The 26,746-nt window shown below is 43.1% G+C and carries 25 protein-coding genes and 3 tRNA genes; 27 read left to right on the top strand and 1 reads right to left on the bottom strand.

All coding sequences use genetic code 11. The features are described from left to right. Positions 1-842 precede the first annotated feature (842 nt). From rpmH to LGO15_RS24055, 12 genes are all read left to right on the top strand, one after another. Positions 843-977, top strand: a complete 135-nt coding sequence (gene rpmH, locus LGO15_RS24110) for a 50S ribosomal protein L34 (protein WP_013059930.1) — start codon at positions 843-845, stop codon at positions 975-977. A 184-nt stretch (positions 978-1,161) separates the two neighbouring features. Then, positions 1,162-1,524 carry a ribonuclease P protein component gene (rnpA, locus tag LGO15_RS24105; protein WP_226086307.1) on the top strand — a complete coding sequence of 121 codons (363 nt, stop codon included), beginning with the start codon at positions 1,162-1,164 and terminating at the stop codon, positions 1,522-1,524. A gap of 162 nt (positions 1,525-1,686) precedes the next feature. After that, entirely contained in the window at positions 1,687-2,460 is a 774-nt protein-coding gene (spoIIIJ, locus tag LGO15_RS24100) for a YidC family membrane integrase SpoIIIJ (RefSeq protein ID WP_167830954.1), read from the top strand. Further along, positions 2,457-3,077, top strand: a complete 621-nt coding sequence (gene jag, locus LGO15_RS24095) for an RNA-binding cell elongation regulator Jag/EloR (protein ID WP_167830955.1) — start codon at positions 2,457-2,459, stop codon at positions 3,075-3,077. The genes spoIIIJ and jag overlap by 4 nt, the downstream gene beginning before the upstream one ends. Before the next feature lie 595 nt (positions 3,078-3,672). Next, entirely contained in the window at positions 3,673-5,058 is a 1,386-nt protein-coding gene (mnmE, locus tag LGO15_RS24090) for a tRNA uridine-5-carboxymethylaminomethyl(34) synthesis GTPase MnmE (protein WP_226086306.1), read from the top strand. A 111-nt stretch (positions 5,059-5,169) separates the two neighbouring features. Beyond that, positions 5,170-7,056: a tRNA uridine-5-carboxymethylaminomethyl(34) synthesis enzyme MnmG gene (mnmG, locus tag LGO15_RS24085; protein WP_226086305.1), complete on the top strand. Its 1,887-nt coding sequence runs from the start codon at positions 5,170-5,172 to the stop codon at positions 7,054-7,056. Positions 7,057-7,182: 126 nt separating this feature from the next. Further along, positions 7,183-7,899 (top strand): 16S rRNA (guanine(527)-N(7))-methyltransferase RsmG, encoded by a 717-nt coding sequence (rsmG, locus tag LGO15_RS24080; protein ID WP_226086304.1) that lies wholly within the window; start codon positions 7,183-7,185, stop codon positions 7,897-7,899. Between the two features lie 189 nt (positions 7,900-8,088). Continuing rightward, positions 8,089-8,982, top strand: coding sequence for a nucleoid occlusion protein (gene noc, locus LGO15_RS24075; protein ID WP_167830959.1), 894 nt, complete (start codon positions 8,089-8,091; stop codon positions 8,980-8,982). A gap of 287 nt (positions 8,983-9,269) precedes the next feature. Then, complete coding sequence (locus tag LGO15_RS24070; RefSeq protein ID WP_102264747.1) at positions 9,270-10,031, top strand: ParA family protein; 762 nt, start codon at positions 9,270-9,272, stop codon at positions 10,029-10,031. Continuing rightward, the gene (locus LGO15_RS24065) at positions 10,024-10,872 is read left to right on the top strand and encodes a ParB/RepB/Spo0J family partition protein (protein WP_167830960.1); all 849 of its coding nucleotides are present in this window, start codon (positions 10,024-10,026) and stop codon (positions 10,870-10,872) included. The genes LGO15_RS24070 and LGO15_RS24065 overlap by 8 nt, the downstream gene beginning before the upstream one ends. Positions 10,873-10,939: 67 nt before the next feature. Beyond that, the gene (locus LGO15_RS24060) at positions 10,940-11,650 is read left to right on the top strand and encodes a DUF554 domain-containing protein (RefSeq protein WP_167830961.1); all 711 of its coding nucleotides are present in this window, start codon (positions 10,940-10,942) and stop codon (positions 11,648-11,650) included. A gap of 15 nt (positions 11,651-11,665) precedes the next feature. Then, complete coding sequence (locus LGO15_RS24055) at positions 11,666-11,866, top strand: hypothetical protein (RefSeq protein ID WP_226086303.1); 201 nt, start codon at positions 11,666-11,668, stop codon at positions 11,864-11,866. A gap of 28 nt (positions 11,867-11,894) precedes the next feature. Here the strand turns inward: LGO15_RS24055 and yyaC are convergent, their stop codons facing one another. After that, positions 11,895-12,527, bottom strand: coding sequence for a spore protease YyaC (gene yyaC, locus LGO15_RS24050; RefSeq protein WP_226086302.1), 633 nt, complete (start codon positions 12,525-12,527; stop codon positions 11,895-11,897). 363 nt (positions 12,528-12,890) lie between these two features. Between yyaC and LGO15_RS24045 the strand changes: the two genes are divergently transcribed. The 15 genes from LGO15_RS24045 to LGO15_RS23975 all read left to right on the top strand — a co-directional run bounded on the left by LGO15_RS24045 (position 12,891) and on the right by LGO15_RS23975 (position 26,594). Further along, positions 12,891-13,799, top strand: coding sequence for a mechanosensitive ion channel family protein (locus tag LGO15_RS24045; protein ID WP_413231364.1), 909 nt, complete (start codon positions 12,891-12,893; stop codon positions 13,797-13,799). 17 nt (positions 13,800-13,816) lie between these two features. Then, a complete protein-coding gene (locus LGO15_RS24040) occupies positions 13,817-14,011 on the top strand; it encodes a DUF951 domain-containing protein (RefSeq protein ID WP_167830963.1) in 195 nt (64 codons plus the stop codon). Between the two features lie 87 nt (positions 14,012-14,098). Next, positions 14,099-16,099: a molybdopterin-dependent oxidoreductase gene (locus LGO15_RS24035; protein ID WP_226086301.1), complete on the top strand. Its 2,001-nt coding sequence runs from the start codon at positions 14,099-14,101 to the stop codon at positions 16,097-16,099. Positions 16,100-16,684: 585 nt separating this feature from the next. Beyond that, the gene (ychF, locus tag LGO15_RS24030) at positions 16,685-17,785 is read left to right on the top strand and encodes a redox-regulated ATPase YchF (protein WP_167830965.1); all 1,101 of its coding nucleotides are present in this window, start codon (positions 16,685-16,687) and stop codon (positions 17,783-17,785) included. A 252-nt stretch (positions 17,786-18,037) separates the two neighbouring features. Continuing rightward, complete coding sequence (rpsF, locus tag LGO15_RS24025; RefSeq protein ID WP_167830966.1) at positions 18,038-18,325, top strand: 30S ribosomal protein S6; 288 nt, start codon at positions 18,038-18,040, stop codon at positions 18,323-18,325. A 78-nt stretch (positions 18,326-18,403) separates the two neighbouring features. Beyond that, positions 18,404-18,889 carry a single-stranded DNA-binding protein gene (gene ssb / locus LGO15_RS24020; protein ID WP_079505977.1) on the top strand — a complete coding sequence of 162 codons (486 nt, stop codon included), beginning with the start codon at positions 18,404-18,406 and terminating at the stop codon, positions 18,887-18,889. 50 nt (positions 18,890-18,939) lie between these two features. Next, on the top strand, positions 18,940-19,176 hold the full coding sequence (gene rpsR, locus LGO15_RS24015; RefSeq protein WP_079507585.1) for a 30S ribosomal protein S18: 237 nt from the start codon (positions 18,940-18,942) through the stop codon (positions 19,174-19,176). 189 nt (positions 19,177-19,365) lie between these two features. Continuing rightward, complete coding sequence (locus LGO15_RS24010; RefSeq protein WP_226086300.1) at positions 19,366-20,307, top strand: YybS family protein; 942 nt, start codon at positions 19,366-19,368, stop codon at positions 20,305-20,307. Between the two features lie 30 nt (positions 20,308-20,337). Next, the gene (locus LGO15_RS24005; RefSeq protein WP_167830968.1) at positions 20,338-22,311 is read left to right on the top strand and encodes a DHH family phosphoesterase; all 1,974 of its coding nucleotides are present in this window, start codon (positions 20,338-20,340) and stop codon (positions 22,309-22,311) included. Then, on the top strand, positions 22,308-22,757 hold the full coding sequence (gene rplI / locus LGO15_RS24000; protein ID WP_167830969.1) for a 50S ribosomal protein L9: 450 nt from the start codon (positions 22,308-22,310) through the stop codon (positions 22,755-22,757). The genes LGO15_RS24005 and rplI overlap by 4 nt, the downstream gene beginning before the upstream one ends. A 120-nt stretch (positions 22,758-22,877) precedes the next feature. Beyond that, a complete protein-coding gene (gene dnaB, locus LGO15_RS23995; RefSeq protein WP_167830970.1) occupies positions 22,878-24,242 on the top strand; it encodes a replicative DNA helicase in 1,365 nt (454 codons plus the stop codon). 250 nt (positions 24,243-24,492) lie between these two features. After that, on the top strand, positions 24,493-25,782 hold the full coding sequence (locus LGO15_RS23990; RefSeq protein ID WP_167830971.1) for an adenylosuccinate synthase: 1,290 nt from the start codon (positions 24,493-24,495) through the stop codon (positions 25,780-25,782). Positions 25,783-26,027: 245 nt separating this feature from the next. After that, positions 26,028-26,103 (top strand) — tRNA-Lys (locus tag LGO15_RS23985). A 40-nt stretch (positions 26,104-26,143) separates the two neighbouring features. Continuing rightward, positions 26,144-26,218 (top strand) — tRNA-Glu (locus LGO15_RS23980). A 303-nt stretch (positions 26,219-26,521) separates the two neighbouring features. After that, a tRNA-Phe gene (locus LGO15_RS23975) sits at positions 26,522-26,594 on the top strand. The last annotated feature ends 152 nt before the right edge of the window (positions 26,595-26,746 follow it).

The following is a 26,746-nucleotide window of genomic DNA, read 5'->3' as shown; positions in this document are numbered from 1 at the left end:
CGATTATCCCTCCTTCTCTAGTCATTTTTTCTATATCTAGCTGCTGCTGCATTCACAGTGTCCTATTTACTCTTATGCATCCATGCTCGAAAAGCACAAAATCAAAGGTTATACATGCTGTACAACCCCTGAATTAATAAATATACAAAACTATTAATGTGGAAAAATATATAATAAGGAAGAAATGAAGCTTTTCGACAATATCCACTTTCTGTGGACAAAGTTTTACAACAGGCCTGAACAACCTATCCACAGCTTATCCACAATTTGTGGATAATTATATTTTTGTTATCGAATTATTAAGAGTGAAAACACAAATATAATATCAGATAATCTAGCATGGCGCAACGCTTTTTAATACATTATCCACAATACACTATCACTGTGGAGAGTAATTGTCCACAGGCACTTGAATTGTGTAAAAGCTGTCAGAAAGGCTTGTGGATAATAAAAACTATGTCGATTTTTGTCCACAGGGCGCTGGAATAAGTGAAAATCACTATAGTTTTCATCTATAACATTTATTTTTGCGGCGGAAATTATTCTTGATAAATTTATGAAAGAATCAACTAAAAAAAATTTAAGACTTCTATATAGTTGTGGATCTTAATAGAACATAAAGTTCCGAAAGAATTCCGAAAGGGTTCCGAAATTTAGAAGAATGGTCTGGATTGAGGTTGGAAAAGCAATCATCTGAAGGTTGATGAAATCCCGGGGAATTTATATTTTAAATTTTGCCAGGGCCGTCGATTTCTGAATAGGCACTTGACAATATACACCGACCGTCTTTATAATGACAAAGACTGTCTGTAACAGCTATTCCTCAGGGAGGTGTAACATATATGAAACGCACTTATCAACCAAATAAACGTAAACACAGCAAAGTTCACGGATTCCGTGCCCGCATGAGCAGTGCAAATGGCCGTAAGGTTCTTGCTCGCCGTCGTCGCAAAGGAAGAAAAGTATTATCAGCTTAGGCCACTGAAATGTCAGTGGTCTTTTTTCTCTTTGGGCAATACTATTTTGGGAGCTGGAATAACTGGCGAATTGGCTTTATGGGATTTATTTTTGGCCATACTGTATAAAATGAATCCCTGAGGAGCCATTTTTAAATGATCCCGGATTAACAAACGGATCCATAGAGAATTGAAGGTGCTATAGATGAAAAAAGACTTCAGAGTGAAAAAAAATAAAGAGTTCCAAGAGGCCTTTAAAAAGGGAAGATCGGTTGCGAACCGACAATTCGTTGTCTATATCTTAAAAAAACCCGAGCAGGAGAATTTCCGCATCGGGCTGTCGGTCAGCAAAAAAATCGGCAATGCCGTCATGCGCAACCAAATCAAACGATATATCCGGCAATCCTTCCATGAACTGCAGGAAAGTGTCCATAACGGGAATGACTACATCATCATCGCCCGGAAGCCAACTGCTGAAATGGACATGCATGAAGTGAAAAAAAGCTTGGAGCATGTCTTGAAGGTAGGAAAGGTTTTGAAGAAGCCGAAAACTGGAGATAATGGATGAGGCAAAAATATTTGCCTAATTGCATTTTTTAAAAGCGCTTCCCTATAAAAGATGTTAAAATACTCTTGATTGCATTGTGCTGACAAAGCTAAATGTACATAAATTTGGGACAAACTTTTTGAAAATAAATGAACGTACCGGGAAGTTAGGAGGAAATGAAGCTTGAAAAAAAGAATATTGTTAATAATGGGCTTGCTTTTAGTGACGACCTTGCTGACGGGCTGTATGGAGTACGACCAGCCGATCACTGAGGAGAGCAAGGGTTTTTGGAATGAATACATTGTTTATCCTTTATCCTTGTTAATCATCAAGATGGCTGAATGGCTTGGTGGGAATTTCGGGTTATCAATTATTGCTGTTACTTTGATTATCCGTTTTGCAATCCTGCCGCTTATGATCAAACAGACGAAGAGCTCGAAAGCAATGCAGGCATTGCAGCCAGAAATGCAGAAGCTGAAGGAAAAATACAGCTCGAAGGACCAGAAGACTCAGCAGAAGCTGCAGCAGGAAACGATGGCGCTTTTCCAAAAGCACGGTGTCAATCCGCTTGCAGGCTGTTTCCCGCTGATCGTCCAGATGCCGATCCTGATTGGTTTCTACCACGCGATCTCAAGAACAAGGGAAATTGCGGAGCATAACTTCCTCTGGTTCGACCTTGGTTCACCGGATCCATACTATATCCTGCCATTAGTCGCAGGTGCGACAACTTTCATCCAGCAAAAAATGATGATGGCTGGCCAGGAAGCAAATCCGCAGATGGCGATGATGCTTTGGCTAATGCCAATCATGATCATCGTGTTCGCTATCAACTTCCCAGCAGCACTTTCATTGTACTGGGTAGTCGGTAACTTATTCATGATTGTTCAAACTTACTTTATTAAAGGGCCGGATCTAAAAGCTGCGGCTGCCGGCAATGCGGGAGGAGCAAAAAAGTGAAACAGGTAACTGCTACAGGACAAAATGTCGACGAAGCAGTAGAATCCGCTTTAGCTCAATTAAAAACAACCAAAGACCGCACAGAAATTGATGTAATTGATGAAGGCAAAAAGGGGATTTTCGGACTTTTCGGCACACGCCCGGCTGTCGTCAAAGTGACAGTGAAAATCGATGCTGTTGAAGAAACCGTTAATTATTTGAAGTCGGTTGGCTTGCAAATGGGAGCGCCAATTGAAGTTGATGTAAAAAAAGAAGGAAAAACAGTTCTTTTTACAATGTCGGGTGAGAAGATCGCTTTGCTAATCGGAAAAAGAGGTCAAACGCTGAATTCCCTGCAATTTTTGACTCAGCTTGTGATGAACCGTTACTCTGAACAGTATTCAACTGTTTTGCTTGATGCAGAGGATTATCGCCAGCGCAGGAATGATACCCTCGTTCAATTGGCTGAACGCCTTGCACAAAAAGCAGTCCGAACCGGACAGACTGTTGCGCTCGAACCTATGCCTTCGTATGAACGCAAAGTGATTCATACTGCATTGATGTCAAATAAAAGAATCAAAACATATTCTGATGGCACTGAACCACATAGACATATTGTGATCGCGCCTTCTAAATAAAGAAGAGGAACCCGAACCTGACGCAGGTTCGGGTTTTTTGTGCAATTTTATTGAATTGGCATCTATTTTGGAGTCGAAAGCAACTAAATTGCTTCATCAGAGATGAATACTACTAATTTCTTGTCTCCCAGTAATGAAATTTTTGTTCACTTAACATTTTATTGGCGGTTTTCACAATTTTATTGGCGAAAAAATAGCTTTATTGGCGAAAATGAGCAGTTTATTGGCGAAAATCACTCTTTATTGGCGACTTGGAAATTATCGGACGCTTTTACCAATTTTAAATACAGCAGCACAGTTAAACCAGCTCAATTTGCTTCCATGATCATAGTAGAATCACATCACAATCCTCCATATCCCAATTAAGTTTTCACATCTCAATTAAAAATCATTTATTTCCTTATTTGGTTTTATTGTTATTCACATGTGGATAAGTTAAAATTAAATAAGTTTATTTAATGAGTTGTGGATAAATTCATTATAGAAAGATTCCTTTCTTTTTTTCACTAAAGTGATGTGGTATTCTAGTAATTTGTAGAAAACAAACTTTTATTTTTTTATATAAATCATTTTTTCGGTAAAGTGGGGTGAGCAAATGGAATTTGATACGATTGCGGCGATTTCTACGCCGATGGGTGAGGGTGCAATTGCGATCGTCCGTTTGAGCGGGGATCAAGCTTTTGAAATAGCAGATCGATTGTTCAGAGGGGTTGGCAGCAAGAAGCTGAGCGAAGTGGCTTCGCATACCATTCATTACGGCCATTTGATCGATCCGAAAACTGGACAAGTCGCGGAAGAGGTTATGGTTTCTGTCATGAGGGGACCAAAAACCTTCACGAAAGAGGATGTAGTCGAAATCAACTGCCATGGGGGTCTTGTTTCTGTAAACCGTGTGCTCCAGCTTGTTCTGAATCAGGGAGCGAGACTGGCGGAGCCGGGGGAATTTACAAAACGGGCTTTTTTAAATGGACGAATCGACCTTTCCCAGGCAGAGGCAGTCATCGACTTGATCAGAGCGAAAACGGACCGGGCGATGAACCTGGCACTTGGCCAGATGGAGGGGCGCCTATCAAGGCTGATTCAGAAGCTGCGTCAGGAAATTCTCGAAATTCTTGCGCATGTCGAAGTGAATATCGACTATCCGGAATATGACGATGTTGAAGAAATGACGCATAACATGCTGTTAGAAAAGGCGAAGTATGTAAAAGGTGAGCTGGAAAAGCTCTTGCAAACCTCGCAACAGGGAAAAATTCTCCGTGAAGGATTGTCAACCGTCATTGTTGGACGTCCGAATGTAGGGAAATCATCCTTGCTTAACAGCCTTGTGCATGAAAATAAAGCAATTGTTACTGATATTCCAGGGACTACGCGCGACGTAATTGAAGAGTATGTGAATGTCCGTGGTGTTCCTTTAAGACTTCTGGATACAGCGGGAATCCGCGAAACGGAAGATATTGTAGAAAGAATTGGTGTTGAACGGTCTCGTCAGGTCCTGAAGGAAGCAGATTTGATTCTGCTCGTTCTGAATTATTCGGATGAGCTTACGGAAGAGGATCGAAATATTTTCAAAGCAGTTGAGGGAATGGATGTCATCGTTATCGTCAACAAAACGGACCTTTTGCAAAAAATTGATATGGATCAAGTGAAGGAGCTTACGAAGGATTATGCTCTCGTCACCACTTCATTGCTCGAGGACAAGGGAGTGGATGAGCTGGAAGAAGCAATTTCAAGCCTATTCTTCTCCGGAGCGATTGAAGCAGGCGACATGACGTATGTTTCGAACAGCCGCCATATTGCACTCTTGAATCAGGCTGTCCATTCAATAGAAGAAGCGGTCGCGGGTGTTGAAATGGGAACGCCAATCGATATCGTCCAAATCGATTTGACTCGTTCTTGGGAGCTGCTTGGCGAAATCATTGGAGAAAGTGTCCATGAAAGCTTGATTGACCAGTTATTCTCCCAGTTCTGTTTAGGAAAGTAATAGTAAAGAAACTATTCTCATAAAATTTTCTCCGTTGTTACTAGATTTGTTTTAAGTAGCACTTTTGAACTATGAAGTTGTTTGAATGGAGCATAAAAAGGAGGCAGCAGGATGGGTTATGAAGCCGGGAATTTTGATGTGGTTGTAGTTGGTGCCGGCCATGCGGGCGTTGAGGCGGCACTTGCGCCGGCACGTATGGGTGCGAAAACCGCGATGATTACCATCAATCTTGATATGATTGCGTTCATGCCATGCAACCCGTCAATCGGCGGACCTGCAAAGGGCATCGTTGTGCGGGAGATTGACGCACTTGGCGGAGAAATGGGCCGCAATATAGATAAAACCTATATCCAGATGAGGATGCTGAACACAGGAAAGGGCCCAGCAGTACGTGCGTTAAGGGCCCAGGCTGATAAATTCGATTATCAGAATGAAATGAAAAAGACAATGGAAAATGAAAAGAACCTTACATTGGTACAGGGGATGGTTGAGCGCCTGATTGTAGAAGATGGCGAATGTAAAGGGGTCATTACCCAAACGGGAGCCATTTATCGCGCTAAAACGGTCGTCATTACGACTGGTACGTATATGCGCGGGGAAATTATCCTTGGTGAATTGAAATATTCTAGCGGCCCGAACAACCAGCAGCCGTCAATCAAGCTGTCAGAGCATCTCGAGGAGCTTGGCTTTGACCTCGTTCGTTTTAAAACGGGAACGCCGCCACGTGTACACAGCGACAGTATTGATTATACAAAAACAGAAATACAGCCTGGTGACGATGTCCACCGTGCGTTTTCTTATGAAACGACGAAATACATCACGGACCAGCTTCCTTGCTGGCTGACGTATACGAATGAGCAAACACACCAGCTGATTGATGAAAATCTGCACCGCTCACCAATGTATTCCGGAATGATCAAGGGTACTGGTCCGCGCTACTGTCCATCCATCGAGGATAAGGTCGTCCGTTTCAATGACAAGCCGCGCCACCAGATTTTCCTCGAGCCAGAGGGCAGGAATACACAGGAAGTCTATGTGCAGGGACTGTCAACCAGTTTGCCGGAAGAGGTACAGCATAAAATCCTCCAGACTATCCCTGGCCTTGAAAAAGTCCAGATGATGCGTGCCGGTTATGCAATTGAGTATGATGCTGTCGTGCCGACTCAGCTGTGGCCAACACTGGAAACGAAACTTGTCAAAAATCTTTATACGGCAGGCCAGATCAATGGTACTTCAGGTTATGAAGAGGCTGCCGGCCAGGGAATAATGGCAGGGATCAATGCAGGCAGAAGGGCACTGGACAAAGAAGAAGTCATCCTGAGCCGCGCTGATGCCTATATTGGTGTATTGATCGATGACCTCGTGACGAAAGGAACGAATGAACCGTATCGTTTATTGACATCAAGAGCGGAATACCGCCTGCTTCTGCGTCATGATAATGCGGATCTTCGCTTGACTGAAAAAGGACATGAGATTGGCTTGATTACCGAAGAACGCTACCAGAAGTTTTTAGCGAAAAAAGAAGCTATTGAGGGTGAAAAACAACGCCTTCAATCCATCATCATCAAACCATCAGCGGAGGTACAGGAGTTGATCCGTTCGATTGGCGGAAGTGAATTGAAGGATGGCATCCGTGCTTCCGACCTTTTGAAGCGTCCAGAGGTTTCTTATGAGCACATTAAGAAACTCGTTCCTGCAGATGGCGAATTGGATTTCGAAACAGAGGAACAGACAGAAATTCAAATCAAATATGAGGGATATATTGAGAAGTCTCTTCAGCAGGTCGAAAGGCTGAAAAAGATGGAAGATAAGAAAGTTCCCGAAAATATTGATTATGATGCGATTTCCGGATTGGCAACAGAGGCCCGTCAAAAATTGAAGGAAGTTCGTCCATTAACTTTGGCTCAGGCTTCGAGAATTTCTGGAGTGAACCCTGCAGATATCTCTATACTGCTTGTCTATTTAGAACAGGGGCGTATTGCACGAATTCAATCGTAAATTTTTAATGGATAAAGTATGATTTCTCCACACACTTTAGTGTCTAGCCCCAACGCTTGTCGGGGCTGACCAAGGCGCTTGCGCTTTTCTTATGAAATCACCAGCAAGGACAGAAAGGGTTGGCTTATGAATACAGATCAATTTAAAGCTTTGCTCGCTGAAAAGGGAATACAGCTTTCTCAGAAGCAAATGGAGCAATATGAAAAGTATTACCAAATGCTCGTCGAGTGGAATGAAAAAATGAACTTAACTGCGATCACAGAAAAGCCTGATGTGTACTTGAAGCATTTTTATGATTCCATTTCTGCCGCATTTTATTTTGACTTTAACAAGCCGCTCAATTTGTGTGACGTTGGTGCCGGGGCCGGCTTTCCGAGTATCCCGATTAAAATTGCATTCCCTGAAATCAAGGTGACGATTGTCGATTCCTTGAATAAGCGAATCACGTTCCTCGAGCAGCTTTCGAAAGAATTGGGATTGGAAGGTACGACCTTCATTCACGACCGTGCCGAGACATTCGGACAGAATCCTTCCCATCGTGAGAAATATGAAGTTGTTATGGCAAGGGCTGTAGCCAGAATGTCCGTGTTAAGTGAACTTTGCCTTCCGCTAGTGAAAACTGGCGGGACATTCATCGCCATGAAGGGCAACCAGGCAGGAGAGGAACTGCAGGTTGGTGAAAAAGCAATCAATGTTCTTGGCGGAAAGCTTGAATCTGCCCATTCCTTCACCTTGCCTGTGGAAGAGAGTGAACGAAATATTTTAATCATTAACAAACTAAAAACAACACCTAAGAAGTACCCAAGAAAACCGGGAACCCCGAATAAAACGCCGATTGAATAGGTGCATACATCAGTCGCAGCACACTGGCCAAAGGCTTGAAGTGTGCGATTGATGGAGCCGCCTATGCTTGCTAATGCTTTTTGGTCTATTTGGAAAAATGAATTTAGTTTATAATAGAGTCTATAGGCAGGAACTTGTCATTTTTATAGAGAATATGTAATAGGGAGTTCATAAAGGTGGTGTAGGGTGATGAAGCCTTCTTTTTCGCGCTTTTTTGGCCTTGGGGAAAAGGAAAAAGAACGGAACCAAGTGGAAGAACCGAACCAAATGGAAGAACAGACGGTTGAGGATATTGACAACATAGAAAACGAAGAAATAAAGAAGATTCCGATTGACCATATTATTCCAAATAGATACCAGCCAAGAACTGTTTTTGATGATGAAAAAATTGAAGAATTGGCCCGTACCATTCACATACATGGAGTAATCCAGCCAATCGTCGTCCGGGAATACGATCAGGACCGATTTGAAATAATTGCAGGTGAACGCCGCTGGCGAGCAATGAAAAAGCTTGAGTGGGAAGAGGTTCCTGCAATCGTTAAAAACCTATCCGATTCCGAAACAGCATCAGTTGCTTTGATTGAGAACCTTCAGCGTGAGGAACTGTCACCAATTGAAGAAGCGATGGCTTATGGTAAATTGCTGGAAATCCATAACCTGACCCAGGAAGCACTGGCGCAAAGATTGGGAAAAGGTCAATCAACGGTTGCGAATAAGCTGCGATTGCTAAAGCTTCCACAGGAAGTACAGGATGCACTCTTGAATAAATTGATCACAGAGCGCCATGCCCGTTCGTTAATCCCGTTAAAGAACCCTGAGCTGCAGGTACAAGTGTTGGCAGAGATCATTGAGAGATCGCTTAATGTCAAACAAACGGAAGAACGTGTCGTCAAGCTTCTGAGCCAAAATGAAGAGAAACCAAAGCCAAAGCGGAAGGCATTCAGCAAGGATATGAGGATTGCCGTCAATACCATCCGTCAGTCACTGACAATGGTTTCTGACAGCGGCATCAATCTTGATTCCGAAGAAGAAGAGTTTGAAGAGTTCTATCAATTCACGATTCGCATACCAAAAAAGAAATAATAGATTGCTAGCGGGGGACAGGCTGTCTCCCGTTTTTTTGTTGCCATTTGACTCAATCAGCAGCCTGGAAACGGGGCTTTTTGTGTACTGCACTTCGCATATTACTGGATTATTTCTTTTTAATAAAAATTCTATCAACTGTCTTTTTTCATGATAAAATAGAATACGTGATTGCTTTTTTCGGTGATTTTCATCCTGAATTGCTGGGAAAAGCCTAATTTATAATGCATTTTTTTGCTTAAAGCTAAACATATACTATTTATTGGGTTTTGAAAGAAGGTGACAATGTGGGGAAAATCATTGCGATTGCGAATCAAAAAGGCGGAGTCGGCAAAACGACGACATCGGTGAATCTTGGTGCTTGCCTTGCATACATAGGAAAAAAAGTGCTCCTTGTCGATACGGATCCCCAGGGAAATGCGACGAGTGGTGTGGGGATTGAGAAAGCGGATGTTGAGCAATGCATCTATGATGTTCTTGTTGACGATGTTGAAGCCAAAAATGTAATCCATCCAACAGCAGTTGAGAATTTATATACAATTCCTGCGACCATCCAGCTTGCAGGAGCGGAGATTGAGCTCGTGCCCACGATATCTAGGGAGGTTCGCTTGAAGCGGGCTCTCGAGGAAGTGAAGGATCGTTTTGATTATATTATCATCGACTGTCCGCCGTCTCTTGGTTTATTGACTTTGAATGCTTTGACGGCTTCAGATGCAGTCATCATCCCTGTCCAGTGTGAGTATTATGCATTGGAAGGATTAAGTCAGCTCCTGAATACTGTCCGACTCGTACAGAAGCATTTGAACCAGGATTTGAAGATTGAAGGTGTCCTGCTGACGATGCTGGATGCACGTACGAATCTTGGTCTTCAAGTCATAGAGGAAGTGAAGAAGTACTTCCAGGACAAGGTATACAAGACAGTCATTCCCCGGAATGTCCGGTTGAGTGAAGCTCCAAGCCACGGAGAGCCAATCATCATTTATGATCCAAAGTCCCGCGGGGCAGAGGTTTATTTAGATCTTGCAAAGGAAGTGGTTGCAAATGGCTAAAGGCTTAGGTAAAGGATTGAATGCTTTATTTAAAGAAGAAGCCGGTAAGGACGAAAAGGTCCAGGAAATAAGCATCAAAGAAATACGGCCGAATCCTTATCAACCACGAAAAGTTTTCCAGCCGGAAGCGATAGAGGAATTGAAGCAATCGATCCAGGAACATGGAATCCTTCAGCCGATTATTGTCAGGAAGACGATAAAAGGCTATGAAATAGTCGTTGGGGAAAGGCGGTTCCGTGCCGCGAAGGAAGCAAAGCTGGAAACAGTCCCGGCAGTCGTCCGTGAACTTAATGAACAGCAGATGATGGAGCTTGCTGTGCTGGAAAACCTTCAGAGGGAAGATTTAAATCCAATCGAAGAGGGAATCGCCTATCAAACACTGATTGAAAAGCTGAAGCTCACACAAGAAGAATTAGCAAAGAGACTGGGCAAAAGCCGTCCGCATCTGGCAAACCATATCCGCTTGCTGTCGCTGCCGCCTAAGATTCAGCAACTGATTTCGGATGGCAAAATATCAATGGGCCATGGACGCGCGCTTCTAGGATTAAGGAAGAAAGACAAACTCCCGGTCCTCGTGGATAAAATCCTTAAAGATGGAATGAATGTCCGCCAGCTAGAGCAGTTGATTCAGCAGATGAACGAAGTTGTTCCACGTGAAACAAAAAAAGAAAAAACGACAAAGGATGTTTTCATCCGCGAACGGGAAACGACGCTTCGTGAGCGTTTCGGCACAACTGTTAACATCAAACAATCGAAAAACAAAGGGAAGATTGAAATAGAATTTTTCTCTAAAGATGATCTGGAACGGATTCTGGAACTACTAGATCAGCAAAACTCTTAAGCTATCAATTTGATGGCTTCTTTTTTTACATGAGTGTACATACAAAATTTAAAGATAGGTGAACGCTATGTTTTTACTTGGCACCATTGTCAATGGGCTTTTGATTATCGTCGGGACCTTGCTTGGCAGGCTTTTGACGAGAATTCCTGAAAATATGAAAACTACAGTCATGCATGGCATCGGTCTTGCGGTGATGGTATTGGGCCTGCAAATGGGGTTTAAGAGTGCTAATTTCCTGATTGTTATCTTGAGTCTTGTGATGGGGGCAGTACTTGGGGAAGCCTGGAAGCTGGAGGATAAGCTGAATTCAGTTGGAGACTGGCTCGAGAGAAAACTTGGATCAAAAGGAGAAGGAAGTATTTCACAAGGTTTCGTGACGGCCACATTGATTTTTGTCATTGGCGCGATGGCCATTATTGGTGCTCTCGATAGCGGCATCCGCGGCGACCATGACGTGCTTTATACAAAGGCAATCATTGACGGTTTCACGGCTTTAATTCTAACTACGACACTCGGTATTGGGGTTCTTTTTTCAGCGATTCCGGTAATGCTCTATCAGGGAACAATTGCATTGTTTGCGACGCAAATTGATAAATTTATTCCACAAGCCTTGATGGACAGCTTCATTCTTGAATTGACTGCAACCGGCGGGGTGATGATTTTCGCCATTGGCTTAAACCTGATCGGACTGACGAAAATCAGGGTTGCGAACCTCCTTCCCGGCATACTGGTGACTGCCGTACTTGTCACAATCTCACACTATACGGTCGGACTGTAAGAAGATGATTCTGCAATGAAAGATTTTCTATCCAGTCTATTATTTATCTCAAGTATCCTGATTTTTGCCATCACTGCTTACTTGCTTTTCTGGACGGTCATGATGCCGGGGTGGTTCATCGTACCATTTGTGATTTCATTGATCATGGGTATTGTCACCTTCTGGAGCTCCAAAAGGTTGGGCAGACCTTTAGAGAAAATACACGCCGAGAGATAGTCTCCCGGCGTGTTTAAAATTTTTATCGTTATTCGGCAACTGTAGGCTGCTCAGCCTCTAGATCCCAATTCAGTTTTGGCCAATCCTGTTTTTTCGATAGCTGCTGGCTGCTCTCGAAAATACCGTTCGCAATCGTTTTTGCCATTTTTAAGACGAGGTTCAATCTTGTGTTTTGCAAAACAAAGAATTCCATGAACCCACTGACATTTACGATGCCTGTAATGTGCATATTGCCGACTTCGGGAAGTTCCTTATTCACTCCGGCACCTGGTTTGACTGGACCATTTCCTACCTGGATGGATCCGACACTTTTTAACCTTCCCAGGCAGGCGTCTATGCCAATGATAAAAGGATTGAAGTGCTTTTCTTTGATTTCAGCCAGTTTCGCATCCATGTTTACTGCATGTATTGGATCATCAAGAGTCCCGTATACATGGTAAGGTGCAATTTCTTTTTCCTCGAGAAGTGTTCCGATTAGCGGACCCAATGAATCACCGGTAGAGCGGTCAGTTCCAATACAGACAAAAACAATTGGGCGTGTGCTGAAATTAGGCAAATGGTCCAGGATTTCAGAAGCCAGCTTTTCTGCAGCCAGATCATCTTCGTGGTTGATTTTTGCCACATTGTTTCTCCGCTCGAAAAAATGGTTTTTGAGATTCATTGGATCAACTCCTTCAAAATTCGTACTATCAGTATACGGACTTTTTTTGTAATCTATACATACCTATAAACAGAAAGATTTAAACAGGGTCTTTTGGAGCAGTGTTTATTTTGTGGAGGAGAAAGGTCATGTTTTTTAAAAAAAGATTTTAAGGGTATAGACACTGGTGAAAAACATAAGAGTTATATTAAAATAATAAAATCACCAGTTAATTTTTATAGCTGGTTAACTTTTAATTTGAGCAAACAGTCTTCTTTAACTACATTATAAAACTTGTTAAAATGATTGTGCTTGTATGAAAACTTCTACTTTGTTACATAACGTATGATATTGATAGCATGAAATTGACAGGCGGGTGAAAAAATGACCAATGCAGAAGAAAGTCTGACTAGGTCTCAGGAGTTTTTAAATAACTTAAGCAGAAAATTCATGGATGATCAGCTTTGGTTTGATATAGGGGAAGGTGTTTTAAAAATCATTGCCATCCTAATTATCACGGGTTTGTTCATCCGAATTGGAAAGATAGCGATCCGCAATTTCTTTAAGGTCAGGACGAGAGGTCCGTTGCGGATAACGGAGCGGCGAGAGGCAACATTAATGAAGCTGCTTGAGAATGTACTGACATATGTTGTCTACTTTATTGCGATCATGTCCATTCTTGCGGCAATGACGATCGATGTTAAAGCAATGCTTGCTGGTGCAGGGATTGTCGGCTTGGCCGTCGGTTTCGGGGCGCAAAGTCTCGTAAAAGACATCATCACCGGTTTCTTCATTATTTTTGAAGATCAATTCTCTGTAGGTGATTATGTAAGAATTGGACAATTTGAAGGAACGGTAGAGGAAATCGGGCTGCGGACGACGAAGATTAAAAGCTTTACAGGTGAAATCAATATCCTTCCTAATGGCAGCATCGTAGAAGTCACCAACTTCTCGGTATATAACAGCGTTTCGGTACTTGATATAGGAATAGCTTATGAAGGCGATATTGAATACGCTGAAAAAGTACTGCAGCAATATCTTGAAACAACAACTGAGAAGTATCCGGAACTGGTGAAGACGCCCGAACTATTAGGCGTACAGCAATTTGGCGCTTCAGAGGTTGTGCTGCGTATCGTTGCAGAAACAGTGCCCATGAAACATTGGTATATTGGAAGACAACTTCGCAAGGAAATCAAGCTTCTCCTGGATGAGCACGGAATTGAAATTCCGTTCCCAAGAATGGTCATGTACTCCCGTCAGGAAGGCGGAGAGCAAAAAGAATTCGGTAAATAAACAAGGAGGTTTTACAATTGGAGCATGAATTTCAACTTAATGATGTTGTTGAAATGAAAAAACCACATCCTTGCGGCACAAACAAGTGGAAGATCATCCGCCTTGGCATGGATTTCCGAATCAAGTGTGAAGGCTGCGAGCACAGTGTCTTGATCCCCAGAAAAGAGTTCACACGAAAAGTAAAGAAGGTTTTATCGAAGCAGGGTGAGTAATCCTGCTTCTTTTTTTTGCCTAATTGTATTATTCTTAAAGGTAAAATTAACGAAATATTTATAGAGAGAACGTGGGGAGATGAGGAAGTGGCGACAGTACATCATTCGGCATGTCCATTGAACTGCTGGGACAGCTGCGGTTTCCTTGTTACCGTGGATGATGGGAAGGTAACCAAAGTTGAAGGGAATCCCGAACATCCGATTACACAGGGGAAAATTTGCGGCCGCGGCAGGATGCTGGAGAACAGGGCGAATTCGGAAGACAGATTGCTTTATCCTCTGAAAAAAATCGATGGTAAATTCCAGCAGATTTCCTGGGATCAGGCGCTCGATGAGATTGCTGAAAAACTGACTTATTATAAAGAGAGTTATGGCACCACTTCCGTTTTGCACAGCCATGATTATGCTAACGGTGGTTTGCTAACTAATCTCGACAGCCGCTTTTTTAACTTATATGGCGGAGTAACTGAATTGACCGGTTCCATTTGCTGGGGAGCAGGCATTGAAGCACAGAACTGGGATTTTGGTGATGCCTATAGCCATGCACCGGAAGATTTGAAAAATAGTAAACATGTTGTGATCTGGGGCAGAAATGTTGCTCGGACGAATATGCATCTTTTTCAAAACCTCCAGGCAGCGAAGAAGAATGGCACAAAAATCTATGTAATTGACCCTATTTATAATGCAACGGCAAAGCTGGCACATGAGTACATCTCCATCAAGCCAGGTTTTGATGGCCTTTTAGCAGCGGGCATTATGAAAGAGTTGCTGAGGATGGAGTTGCAGGATAGCGAGTTCTTGTCTGACCATAGCGTAGGGTTCGAGGACTTGAAAGCTTTGCTGGATACTGTTTCATTAGACTATATCAGTGAACTGACAGAAGTTCCGGCCGACATCATTACCCATCTTGCTGAAGTTTATGCTGACAAGCCAGTATCATCCATCATGGGACTGGGTATGCAGCGGTATGAAAATGGCGGGAATACGATCAGGCTGCTGGATGCACTGGTTGCCGTCAGCGGGAATATCGGCATTCCTGGCGGTGGCGCAAACTATGCGAACAAGCAGGTGGGGCAAAGCTTTGACTACCAGAATCTGACCATGCCTGAACGGAAAAAAACCACGCGTACGTTTACGATGATGAGGCAGGCAGAAGAGATTCTCTCAGCAGTTGATCCTGTAATCAAGATGGGGATTGTCACATGCGGAAATCCACTGACTCAAGTTCCGGATACGAACAGAGTGCGAGAGGCTTTTGAATCACTTGAAACACTCGTAGTGATTGACCAGTTCATGACAGATACGGCCGAACTGGCTGATTATGTTTTGCCAGCTGCCACTGCTTTTGAAGTGGAGGATGTGTATTATTCTTCGATGTACCATCATTATGTGAACCACGGACCGAAGCTGGTCGAACCACCGGGAGAAGCTAAACCGGACGCATGGATTTGGGGAGAACTGGCGAATCGGCTAGGATTTGGTGCTGAATTTGAGTTTGCAAGAGAAGATTTCATCGGGATGGGCCTGGCATCCTTGACAGAAAAGGGCATTACCTTGGACAAAATCCGTGCTGAAAAGTTCGCGGAGCTCCCGGTGGATAAAATCCCATGGGCAGACAGGAGATTCAAAACGCCAAGCGGCAAGTATGAATTCACAGCTTCTGCAGTCGCTGACGGTCAAGTTAAATTGTCGCTGCCAACAGAGACAAAATGGTCGAATCCCGCGCTGGCGGAAAAATATCCATATACCTTGCTGACGATTCATCCGCTGCGTTCCAACCACTCACAGCATTTCCACCTTTTCCAGCCGGAGCCTTATGTGAAAGTCGAGATCGCTAGCAGCGTGGCTGTTGAAAAAGGATTGGAAGATCAGGACTCTGTCCGTGTCTGGAATGACAGAGGTGAGTTGAAAGGGACCGTTTCAATTTTAAAAATGGCCCACCCGGGAACCGTTAATATTGATGAAGGCTTAAGTGCCCGATTCGGCGGCTCCGTCAACCAGCTTACATCCAGCCGGGAGTCAGACAATGGCCTCGGCAGCACACTATATGATTGCCTCGTCAATATTGAAAAAGTAGTAAAAGAATAATCATCGTTTTGCCGCACTTTCATGGAGAGTGCGGTTTTTTATGAAATCAAAAGGGGATTGGTGCCCGTTAAAAAGTGAAATCTGGACAGGAGGATGACTTATTCATTTGAAATTTGAAATATAAGAGTACCGTTCAAGACGAAAGATGCCCTTATGCAAGGCAATCCATCTCTATAGGGGTACCGTTCAAGACGAAAGATGCCCTTATGCAAGGCAATCCCTCTCTATAAGGGTACCGTTCAAGACGAAAGATGCCCTTATACAAGGCAATCCACCTCTATAAGGGTACCGTTCAAGTCAAAAGATACCCTTATGCAAGGTAATCCCTCTCTATAAGGGTACCGTTCAAGACGAAAGATACCCTTATGCAAGGCAATCCACTTCTATAAGGGTACCGTTCATGAAGAAAGTCAAAGAATATTTTCACTGTCCGCCCTCCATCGCTTGTCGGAGCTGATCAATGCGCTTGCGCTTTTCTTACAAGCTTGTCTTTTCCTTTCGTAATCACTATAATTGTGAGAGGAAAAAATCGTTTAGGTGATTCTTGCTTGAATAGATACATTTTTAAATAGAGGAGTGACATGGATGGCCTTAACAGCAGGTATTGTTGGACTTCCTAACGTTGGGAAATCAACATTGTTTAATGCGATCACACAGGCTGGTGCTGAATCAGCCAATTACCCGTTCTGTACGATTGACCCGAATGTCGGAATCGTTGAGGTTCCTGACCATCGTTTAACTAAATTGACTGAGCTTGTACAGCCGAAAAAGACTGTACCAACTGCATTTGAATTCACTGATATCGCCGGAATCGTTAAAGGTGCGAGTAAGGGAGAAGGGCTTGGGAACAAGTTTCTTTCCCATATTCGCCAGGTAGATGCGATCTGCCAGGTTGTCCGCTGCTTTGCAGATGACAATATCACGCACGTTGCCGGTAAAGTTGATCCTATTTCTGATATTGAGGTTATTAACCTCGAATTGATCCTTGCTGACCTCGAGTCTGTTGAAAAAAGAATCAGCCGCGTCGAGAAGTTGGCAAAGCAAAAAGATAAGGAAGCTTCGATTGAGTTTCCAATTCTGGCTCGCCTCCGTGATGCGTTTGAAGCAGAGCAACCAGCACGTGCGGTTGAATTCACTGATGAAGAAATGAAAATCGTTAAACACCTTCATTTGCTTACAATCAAGCCTATGCTTTATGTTGCGAATGTAGGTGAAGAAGATGTTGCAGATCCAAGTGGCAATGAATATGTCCAGAAAGTCCGAGAATTTGCACAAAAAGATAATGCGGAAGTCATCGTCATCAGCGCTAAGATCGAAGAAGAAATCGCTGAACTTGAAGGTGAAGAAAAGCAAATGTTCCTAGAAGAGCTAGGCATTGAAGAATCAGGTTTGGACCAGTTGATCCGTGCAGCTTACAGCCTGCTAGGTCTGGCAACCTACTTCACAGCTGGCGTCCAGGAAGTCCGAGCATGGACATTCCGCCACGGAATGAAGGCACCTCAGTGTGCTGGAGTCATCCACTCTGATTTCGAGCGTGGATTCATCCGTGCAGAAACAGTCCACTACGATGATCTTCTTGCAGCAGGCTCCATGGCAGCAGCCAAGGAAGCAGGAAAAGTCCGCCTTGAAGGAAAAGAATACGAAGTAAAAGATGGAGACATCATCCACTTCCGTTTCAATGTATAATTCATCAATGCCCTGCCATATAGCAGGGCATTATTTTTTTTATCCTCCAATATTTAAGCATGGACAAAAATACGAACATATGTTAGTGTTTTCTTATAGAAATCTATCACACAAAAAAAGAGGGTAATTAGATTCTCTATACATATCATTGCCTTTGGATATGTTCTGTGATATAATTTCATCTTGTGAGTAATTAAACAATTACTCCTTGCCCTGTAATGGGGCCGTTTAGACCAAAAGGAGGTGACAGTGATGAGAAAGTACGAAGTTATGTACATCATCCGCCCAAACATTGAAGAGGAAGCTAAAAAGGCTCTTACTGAGCGTTTCAGCTCAATCCTTACAGAAAACGGTGCGGAAGTTTCAGAAGCTAAGGAATGGGGCAAACGCCGCCTTGCTTATGAAATCAATGATTTCCGTGATGGCTACTACCAGATTGTTAAGGTAAACGCTACTCCGGAAGCAGTTGAGGAATTCTCTCGTCTTGCTAAGATCAACGAAGATATCCTTCGCCACATCGTAATTAAAGAAGAAGAATAATTAATGATATAAATATATACTTTCAGCGGTTGATGTTTCATATGGAACATTCATGCTGAGGGGAAGGAGTTGATTCTGATGATGAATCGTGTCATTCTTGTTGGCCGTTTGACCAAGGATCCTGAATTACGTTTCACACCGAATGGAGTTGCGGTGGCTACTTTCACACTTGCGGTAAATCGTTCATTTACCAACCAGCAGGGGGAAAGAGAAGCTGACTTCATCAACTGTGTGGTATGGCGCCGTCCAGCCGAAAACGTTGCTAACTTCTTGAAGAAGGGAAGCCTTGCAGGTGTTGATGGACGCGTTCAAACTCGCAGCTATGAAGGACAAGATGGTAAGCGTGTTTACGTTACAGAAGTTCTTGCTGAGAGTGTTCAGTTCCTTGAGCCAAAAGGACAGTCTTCAGACAGAGGGGATAGCGGTTATTCCCGTCAAAATGATCAAGGATCCCCATTCGGGAATCAGAATCAACGACAAAACCAAGGTTATACAAAAGTAGATGAGGATCCATTTGCAGGTGGCGGCCAGATCGACATTTCAGATGATGATCTTCCATTCTAATATAACTAGGACTTGAAATAGAATACACAAGGAGGGAAATGACCATGGCAATGGGTGGACGCAGAGGCGGACGTGCAAAACGCCGTAAGGTTTGCTACTTCACAGCAAACGGAATCACTAAGATCGATTATAAAGATGTTGATCTTCTAAAAAAATTCATCTCTGAGCGCGGTAAAATTTTACCACGTCGTGTAACTGGAACTAGCGCTAAATATCAGCGTAAATTGACAGTTGCGATTAAACGTTCTCGTCAAATGGCATTACTGCCATACGTTTCAGGCGAATAATGATCGGATTTTAAAAGGCAGCGGGGCATTCCCGCTGCCTTTTATATTAGCCAAATATCACTTCGTTTGCTTGTCATACGTTTAGAAGCTAAAATAGTTCTTATCGGTTATTTTAAAAATGGCTGCTCCATGGTTCAGGAAACTGTTATAGATCTAGCTTGAACCTTATAGTGACCAAGGCGGTGGATTATGAAGAATACATACAAGCTGACGGAAGGTGCCATCCTGTTAGCGATTTTTGCGGTTTTATTATTGATCACTTTTTATATACCTGGCCTGGGGTTAATTATTAACCTGTTCCTTTCTTTGCCGTTCTTATTTTTCGGGGCTAAGTATGATGGAAAAAGCACGGCTGTTTTTACACTGGCAGCTGTCTTATTATCCATGATTCTAGGTTCGCTCCTGGCAATCCCGCTTGCATTGACATATGGGACAACGGGGGCTGTGATGGGGTACATGGTCAGGGAAGGGAAAAGTAAATTTGCAGCATACATAGCTGGTGCCCTCGTTTTCCTTTTGAATTTGGTGGTACAATATGCGTTGTCGGTCATCTTGTTCAAAATAAATATTATCGATGAATTGATGGATGCATTTCGTGCCTCTACTGACCAGGCGATTAAATTGCTGGAACAAATGGGACAGGCACCCGATGAGGTGCTTATCAAACAATTTGAAACCATGATTGATATGATGGAAGTTCTCATGCCGAGCATGTTCGTCATGGCGTCATTCCTGATTGTGTTCCTGCTTCAGCTTGTCTCGTTCCCATTCTTGAAGCGGTTCGGGATCAAGGTGCCAACCTGGCCTCCGTTCAGGGAATTGAATCTGCCGAAGAGCATTCTTTGGTACTATCTTATTACGATGATTGCAGCATTGATCATACAGCCAGAAAAGGGAACATACTTGTTCTGGGTAATTTCTAATCTAACATTCATCCTGCAAATGCTGATGGTCCTTCAGGGGCTCTCGTTCGTGTTTTATGTAACACATATTAAAAACTATCCTAAAGCTGTCCCAATCATCGTCCTTGTCCTGACTTTCCTCCTGCCATTTGTTCTTTATATTGTGAGGATATTAGGTATAATTGATTTAGGGTTTGACTTAAGAAAACGTCTTGGGGAGAAGAAGTAATCAGAAACTAACGCTTTAGGAGCTGAGCACATGCCTTCTTATTTAGAGAGGCGGCAAATACGCTATCCATTGTATGGATTGATGGCCGTAACACTAGTGCTGATTGGATTTCTAGCTTACTATAACTGGATTATAGGAGCAGCAGGGTTCATTCTCACTGGCCTGTTGATATATATGATTTTTCAAGTTAATCATAAAATAAGGCAAGAGACGGAAGAGTATATTTCCACGCTGTCTTATCGGGTGAAAAAAGTCGGCGAAGAAGCTTTGATGGAAATGCCAATTGGGATTATGCTGGTTAATGATGACTATTATATTGAGTGGACGAATCCTTTCATTGCTGCATGTTTCAATGAAGATTCGCTGGTAGGCAAATCACTGTATGATGTGGCCGATGCCGTCATTCCACTGATTAAGCAAGAAGTGGAAACAGAAATCATCACTCTTCATGCCCGTAAATTCAGGGTCATCCATAAGCCTGAAGAGCGGCTGCTTTACTTTTTCGACGTGACCGAACAGGCAGAAATTGAAAAAATGTATCATGATGAGCGCACTGTTATTTCAATCATTTACCTTGATAACTATGAAGAACTCACTCAGGGAATGGATGATCAGACAAAAAGCAGCTTAAATAGTCTTGTGACGTCCATCTTAAATAAGTGGGCAACCAATAACGGGGTATTCCTCAAAAGAGTTTCATCTGAGCGGTTCATCGCTGTTTTTAGTGAACATATTCTCCAGCTGCTGGAAAAAGGGAAATTCTCGATTCTTGATGAAGTAAGGGAAACGACATCGAAGCAAAATGTACCATTAACTTTGAGTATTGGGGTTGGTACGGGATATTCATCGCTTCCTGAACTTGGTTCACAGGCGCAATCCAGCCTGGATCTGGCTTTGGGACGGGGTGGTGACCAGGTCGCAATCAAACAGCCTAATGGCAAAGTTAAGTTTTATGGCGGCAAGACCAATCCTGTAGAAAAGCGAACAAGGGTAAGGGCGCGAGTCATTTCCCATGCCTTGAAGGAATTGGTGGTCGAGAGTGACAAGGTCTTAATCATGGGACACAAGAACCCAGATATGGACGCCATCGGCTCGGCGATCGGGATTCTTAAAGTAGCACAGATGAATAAGCGTGAAGGATTTATCGTTTATAATAAAAATGAAATCGATACAGGTGTACAGCGCCTGATGGATGAGATTAAGGAAAATGATTCCCTCTACTCTAGGTTCATAACACCGGAACAGGCATATGAAATCGCATCAGATGATACATTGCTTGTCGTTGTCGATACGCATAAGCCATCGCTGGTCATTGATGAGCGATTATTGAATCGGATTGAGAACGTCATCGTGATCGATCATCACCGCCGGGGAGAGGAATTTATCAAAAATCCATTGCTCGTCTATATGGAGCCTTATGCTTCATCGACAGCTGAGCTTGTGACAGAGTTGCTGGAATATCAGCCGAAACACGGTAAAATCCAGATGCTCGAGGCTACGGCTTTATTGGCGGGAATCATCGTCGATACGAAGAGCTTCACCTTAAGGACCGGAGCGCGGACTTTCGATGCTGCTTCATACCTTCGCAGCCATGGTGCGGATACCATTTTGGTCCAGAAGTTTTTAAAAGAGGATATTAATACGTATATCAGAAGAGCTAAAATTATTGAGAATGTTTATTTTTATCGAGATGGGATTGTCATTTCAAAAGGGGCAGACGATGTTTACTGTGACCATGTGCTGATTGCACAGGCTGCAGACACTCTGTTAACGATGGATGGAGTCTCAGCATCCTTTGTCATCGCAAAACGATCCGAAGATACAGTTGGCATAAGTGCAAGGTCACTTGGCGACATCAATGTCCAGGTGATCATGGAAAATCTCGAAGGTGGAGGGCATTTAACGAATGCCGCGACACAGATGTATGATATATCTACCGATGAGGCAGAAACACTTTTACAAAATGCTATAGATGATTATTTAGAAGGGGGACAAAAAGAATGAAAGTAATCTTTTTGAAGGACGTTAAAGGAAAAGGAAAAAAAGGCGAAATCAAAAATGTGGCAGATGGCTACGCACACAATTTCCTGATCAAACAGGGTCTTGCGGTTGAAGCAAACCAGGCCGCAATGAGTTCCCTGAGTGCACAACAAAAGAAGGAAGAGAAAATGGCTCAGCAGGAGCTTGAAGATGCGAAAGCATTAAAGGAAAAACTGGAAAAGGTTACTGTTGAACTATCTGCGAAATCTGGTGAGGATGGACGTCTATTCGGCTCAATCACTAGCAAGCAGATTGCTGATGAACTACAAAAAGCCAACGGCATCAAGCTTGATAAGCGTAAAATTGAGCTTTCGGATGCCATTCGCACACTTGGATACACAAAGGTTCCAGTCAAGCTTCATAAAGATGTACAGGCAACTTTGAATGTTCATGTAAAAGAAGGTAAATAATTTACAGTTCCATATAGCTGTAAACATGATAAAATAATATAGTTACAGAAATAGGTGATCGGTTCTGCTGATCACTTTTTTCAATTAAAAGAGAGAATCAATTTGTAAGGGGGCAGGCAGATGAGTGAATTATTCGCGGATCGACTTCCGCCGCAAAACATGGAAGCGGAACAAGCCGTACTTGGCGCAATATTTTTAGAGCCATCAGCTTTAACTCTTGCTTCAGAAATATTATTACCCGACGACTTTTATCGTGTTGCGCACCAGAAAATCTTTAACGTCATGCTGGATTTAAATGATAAAGGCAAAGCCATTGACCTGGTGACAGTCACTGAGGAATTGGCATCATCCAAGCTGATTGAAGATGTTGGAGGCGTCAGTTATTTAAGTGAATTGGCTGCATCCGTGCCGACGGCTGCTAATATAGAGTATTATGCTAGAATCGTAGAAGAAAAATCATTGCTAAGAAGGCTGATCCGAACAGCATCAGGCATCGCTGAAGATGGCTATTTGCGTGAGGATGAAGTCGAGGCATTACTTGCCGAAGCAGAAAAGAACATAATGGAGGTTGCCCAGCGTAAAGGCGGAGGAGCCTTCCATAATATCAAAGATGTCCTTGTCAGGACCTATGATAATATCGAGGAAATGCATAACCGCAAAGGGGATATCACCGGTCTTGAGACAGGCTTTACCGAGCTTGATCGAATGACAGCAGGCTTTCAACGAAATGATTTGATCATAGTAGGTGCCCGTCCTTCGGTTGGTAAAACAGCATTCGCCTTGAATATCGCCCAGAATGTTGCGAAAAAAACAGGAGAGAATGTTGCGATCTTCAGTTTGGAGATGGGAGCAGAGCAGCTGGTCATGCGTGTTCTTTGTGCTGAAGGAAATATCGATGCACAGAGGCTTCGTACAGGTTCCCTGAATGATGAGGACTGGGGCAAACTGACGATGGCAATGGGAAGCTTGTCTAACGCAGGAATCTTCATAGATGATACCCCGGGTGTTAAAATTACCGATATCCGGTCAAAGTGCCGACGCTTAAAGCAGGAGCAGGGACTTGGCATGATCATGATCGATTACTTGCAGCTGATCCTTGGAAGCGGCCGTGCCGGCGAAAACCGTCAGCAGGAAGTATCCGAGATATCCCGTTCCCTCAAGCAATTGGCGCGTGAATTGCAGGTCCCTGTTATCGCACTGTCCCAGCTTTCCCGTGGAGTGGAACAGCGACAGGACAAGCGTCCGATGATGTCTGATATCCGTGAATCCGGTTCAATTGAGCAGGATGCCGATATTGTAGCCTTCCTTTATCGTGATGACTATTATGACAAAGAATCCGAAGACAAGAACATCATCGAAATCATTATTGCCAAGCAGCGTAACGGCCCGGTAGGCACCGTCAAGCTGGCCTTTGTAAAAGAATACAATAAATTCGTTAATATCGAAAATAGATATGACGAATCGTACGCTCCACCGGGGGCATAATGAGAATTGACCGTATAGGTTGATTCTCTTTTTTTTAGGCTCTTTTCGTAAACTATGTTGCTTTTATAACCTTAGGAAAAACCGGCTTACATACAATAAAACTCTTAACTCTATTGATTTTTTACGAACGAATTAAATGTAATATAAAATTAATGTTCGTGTTTTGTTGACTTTAAGCTATTAATGCTGGTAAACTTTATATGTTTGAAACGGAAAAAAATAACCGTATACCTTTGGAGGTGCTTTTTATATGTCATCCGTAGTAGTAGTAGGGACACAATGGGGAGACGAAGGAAAAGGGAAGATTACAGACTTCCTATCAGAAAATGCCGAAGTGATTGCCCGTTACCAAGGAGGTAACAACGCCGGACATACAATTAAGTTCAATGGTGAAACATATAAATTGCATTTAATTCCATCAGGAATTTTCTATAATGATAAAATCAGCGTCATCGGCAACGGAATGGTTGTGGATCCAAAAGCGTTAGTGAAGGAACTTGCTTATCTTCACGACAAAGATGTTAAGACAGATAATCTGCGCATCAGCAACCGCGCGCATGTCATCCTTCCTTATCACTTAAAGCTTGATGAGGTGGAAGAAGCGAGCAAAGGTGCCAATAAAATCGGAACGACCAAGAAGGGAATCGGTCCTGCCTACATGGATAAAGCTGCACGTACCGGAATTCGGATTGCCGACCTGTTGGATCGTGAAGTATTTGAAGAAAAGCTTTCTCGCAACCTGGAAGAAAAGAATCGCCTGCTTGAACGAATCTACGAAACAGAAGGATTCAAGCTTGAGGACATTCTGGATGAGTATTATGAGTATGGTCAGCAAATCAAGGATTATGTGGTCGACACATCTGTTGTGCTTAACGATGCATTGGATGATGGCCGCCGTGTATTATTTGAAGGTGCACAGGGCGTCATGCTCGACATCGACCAGGGAACATATCCTTTCGTCACATCATCCAATCCAGTAGCAGGTGGTGTCACGATTGGTTCAGGAGTTGGACCCACCAAAATCACTCATATTGTTGGAGTTTCAAAAGCTTATACCACTCGTGTGGGTGATGGACCATTCCCTACAGAGCTAGATAACGAAATCGGCCACCAAATCCGTGAAGTAGGCCGTGAGTATGGTACGACAACTGGACGCCCTCGCCGCGTAGGCTGGTTCGACAGTGTCGTCGTCCGACATGCCCGCCGTGTCAGCGGAATCACGGACCTATCTTTAAACTCAATCGATGTATTGACTGGAATCGAAACACTTAAAATTTGTGTCGCCTATCGCTACAAAGGCGAGTTGATTGAAGAATTCCCAGCAAGTCTCAAGACACTTGCTGAATGTGAGCCAGTTTACGAGGAGCTGCCAGGATGGACAGAAGACATCACAGGGGTAAAATCACTCGATGAACTGCCTGAGAACGCAAGACACTATCTCGAGCGTATCTCACAGCTGACAGGCATCCCATTGTCAATCTTCTCAGTCGGCCCGGACCGCACCCAAACAAACGTAGTCCGCAGCCCTTGGAGATCATAATTAATCTCGACTTTGCCCTTGATCTATTTGGATCAGGGGCTTATTTTGTTATGGTAGGTTACTGATGCTTTACAGTTGGCAAAATGCCAATTTAATTCGTGGAAATAGCCTGTATTTCAATAGTGAATTTAAAAGAGAAAAGAAAAATGAAAAAAGTTTTAAAAAAATATATACAAATGACAAAATGCTATGGTAATATAAACAACGTTGTCACTAATTCGACAAAAAACGATAAGCTTTGATACGAGCCATTAGCTCAGTCGGTAGAGCATCTGACTTTTAATCAGAGGGTCGAAGGTTCGAGTCCTTCATGGCTCACCAAGTTTTTTTCCGCGATAGCGAAAAGGTTTAAATTTAATACGGCCCCTTGGTCAAGCGGTTAAGACACCGCCCTTTCACGGCGGTAACACGGGTTCGAATCCCGTAGGGGTCACCATTATACATATTTTATTGATTAGTAGTACCATGGCTTAGTAGCTCAGTTGGTAGAGCAGGTTGCTCACATCATCGACTTTGCTTCAGCGGCAACCTGCGAGAAAGACCGAAAGGTCATTCGAGCAAAGGACTTAAACCAAATAATGATTAGGGTACAATTTTTATCTTGGCTCAGTAGCTCAGTCGGTAGAGCAGGTTGCTCACATCATCGACTTTGCTTCAGCGGCAACCTGCGAGAAAGACCGAAAGGTTATTCGAGCAAAGGACTTAAACCAAATAATGATTAGGGTACAATTTTTATCTTGGCTCAGTAGCTCAGTCGGTAGAGCAAAGGACTGAAAATCCTTGTGTCGGCGGTTCGATTCCGTCCTGAGCCATTAAAAAAGGGAGCGTGTCATATGACATGCTCCTTTTTTTTGTAACATTTATGTAATATAACGATAAAATTCCTATTATTAACATGTTTGTGTTGCTATTAACAACAATGTTCAAAAATAACCCTGCAAAAGTAGGAGAATGCTCTGTTATT

The sequence above is a fragment of the Mesobacillus sp. S13 genome (genome assembly GCF_020422885.1).
GTDB lineage: Bacteria > Bacillota > Bacilli > Bacillales > Cytobacillaceae > Mesobacillus > Mesobacillus selenatarsenatis_A.
Note: the sequence above shows the minus strand (reverse complement) of the source record. Positions and strands in the feature narration are given on the sequence as shown.

What these genes read in the sequence shown, in the direction of transcription:
- rpmH (WP_013059930.1), top strand. Translation starts at nt 843, where the DNA reads ATGAAACGCACTTATCAACCAAATAAACGTAAACACAGCAAAGTTCAC.
- rnpA (WP_226086307.1), top strand. Translation starts at nt 1,162, where the DNA reads ATGAAAAAAGACTTCAGAGTGAAAAAAAATAAAGAGTTCCAAGAGGCC.
- mnmE (WP_226086306.1), top strand. Translation starts at nt 3,673, where the DNA reads ATGGAATTTGATACGATTGCGGCGATTTCTACGCCGATGGGTGAGGGT.
- mnmG (WP_226086305.1), top strand. Translation starts at nt 5,170, where the DNA reads ATGGGTTATGAAGCCGGGAATTTTGATGTGGTTGTAGTTGGTGCCGGC.
- rsmG (WP_226086304.1), top strand. Translation starts at nt 7,183, where the DNA reads ATGAATACAGATCAATTTAAAGCTTTGCTCGCTGAAAAGGGAATACAG.
- noc (WP_167830959.1), top strand. Translation starts at nt 8,089, where the DNA reads ATGAAGCCTTCTTTTTCGCGCTTTTTTGGCCTTGGGGAAAAGGAAAAA.
- LGO15_RS24065 (WP_167830960.1), top strand. Translation starts at nt 10,024, where the DNA reads ATGGCTAAAGGCTTAGGTAAAGGATTGAATGCTTTATTTAAAGAAGAA.
- LGO15_RS24060 (WP_167830961.1), top strand. Translation starts at nt 10,940, where the DNA reads ATGTTTTTACTTGGCACCATTGTCAATGGGCTTTTGATTATCGTCGGG.
- LGO15_RS24055 (WP_226086303.1), top strand. Translation starts at nt 11,666, where the DNA reads ATGAAAGATTTTCTATCCAGTCTATTATTTATCTCAAGTATCCTGATT.
- yyaC (WP_226086302.1), bottom strand. Translation starts at nt 12,527, where the DNA reads ATGAATCTCAAAAACCATTTTTTCGAGCGGAGAAACAATGTGGCAAAA.
- LGO15_RS24045 (WP_413231364.1), top strand. Translation starts at nt 12,891, where the DNA reads ATGACCAATGCAGAAGAAAGTCTGACTAGGTCTCAGGAGTTTTTAAAT.
- ychF (WP_167830965.1), top strand. Translation starts at nt 16,685, where the DNA reads ATGGCCTTAACAGCAGGTATTGTTGGACTTCCTAACGTTGGGAAATCA.
- rpsF (WP_167830966.1), top strand. Translation starts at nt 18,038, where the DNA reads ATGAGAAAGTACGAAGTTATGTACATCATCCGCCCAAACATTGAAGAG.
- ssb (WP_079505977.1), top strand. Translation starts at nt 18,404, where the DNA reads ATGATGAATCGTGTCATTCTTGTTGGCCGTTTGACCAAGGATCCTGAA.
- rpsR (WP_079507585.1), top strand. Translation starts at nt 18,940, where the DNA reads ATGGGTGGACGCAGAGGCGGACGTGCAAAACGCCGTAAGGTTTGCTAC.
- LGO15_RS24010 (WP_226086300.1), top strand. Translation starts at nt 19,366, where the DNA reads ATGAAGAATACATACAAGCTGACGGAAGGTGCCATCCTGTTAGCGATT.
- LGO15_RS24005 (WP_167830968.1), top strand. Translation starts at nt 20,338, where the DNA reads ATGCCTTCTTATTTAGAGAGGCGGCAAATACGCTATCCATTGTATGGA.
- rplI (WP_167830969.1), top strand. Translation starts at nt 22,308, where the DNA reads ATGAAAGTAATCTTTTTGAAGGACGTTAAAGGAAAAGGAAAAAAAGGC.
- dnaB (WP_167830970.1), top strand. Translation starts at nt 22,878, where the DNA reads ATGAGTGAATTATTCGCGGATCGACTTCCGCCGCAAAACATGGAAGCG.
- LGO15_RS23990 (WP_167830971.1), top strand. Translation starts at nt 24,493, where the DNA reads ATGTCATCCGTAGTAGTAGTAGGGACACAATGGGGAGACGAAGGAAAA.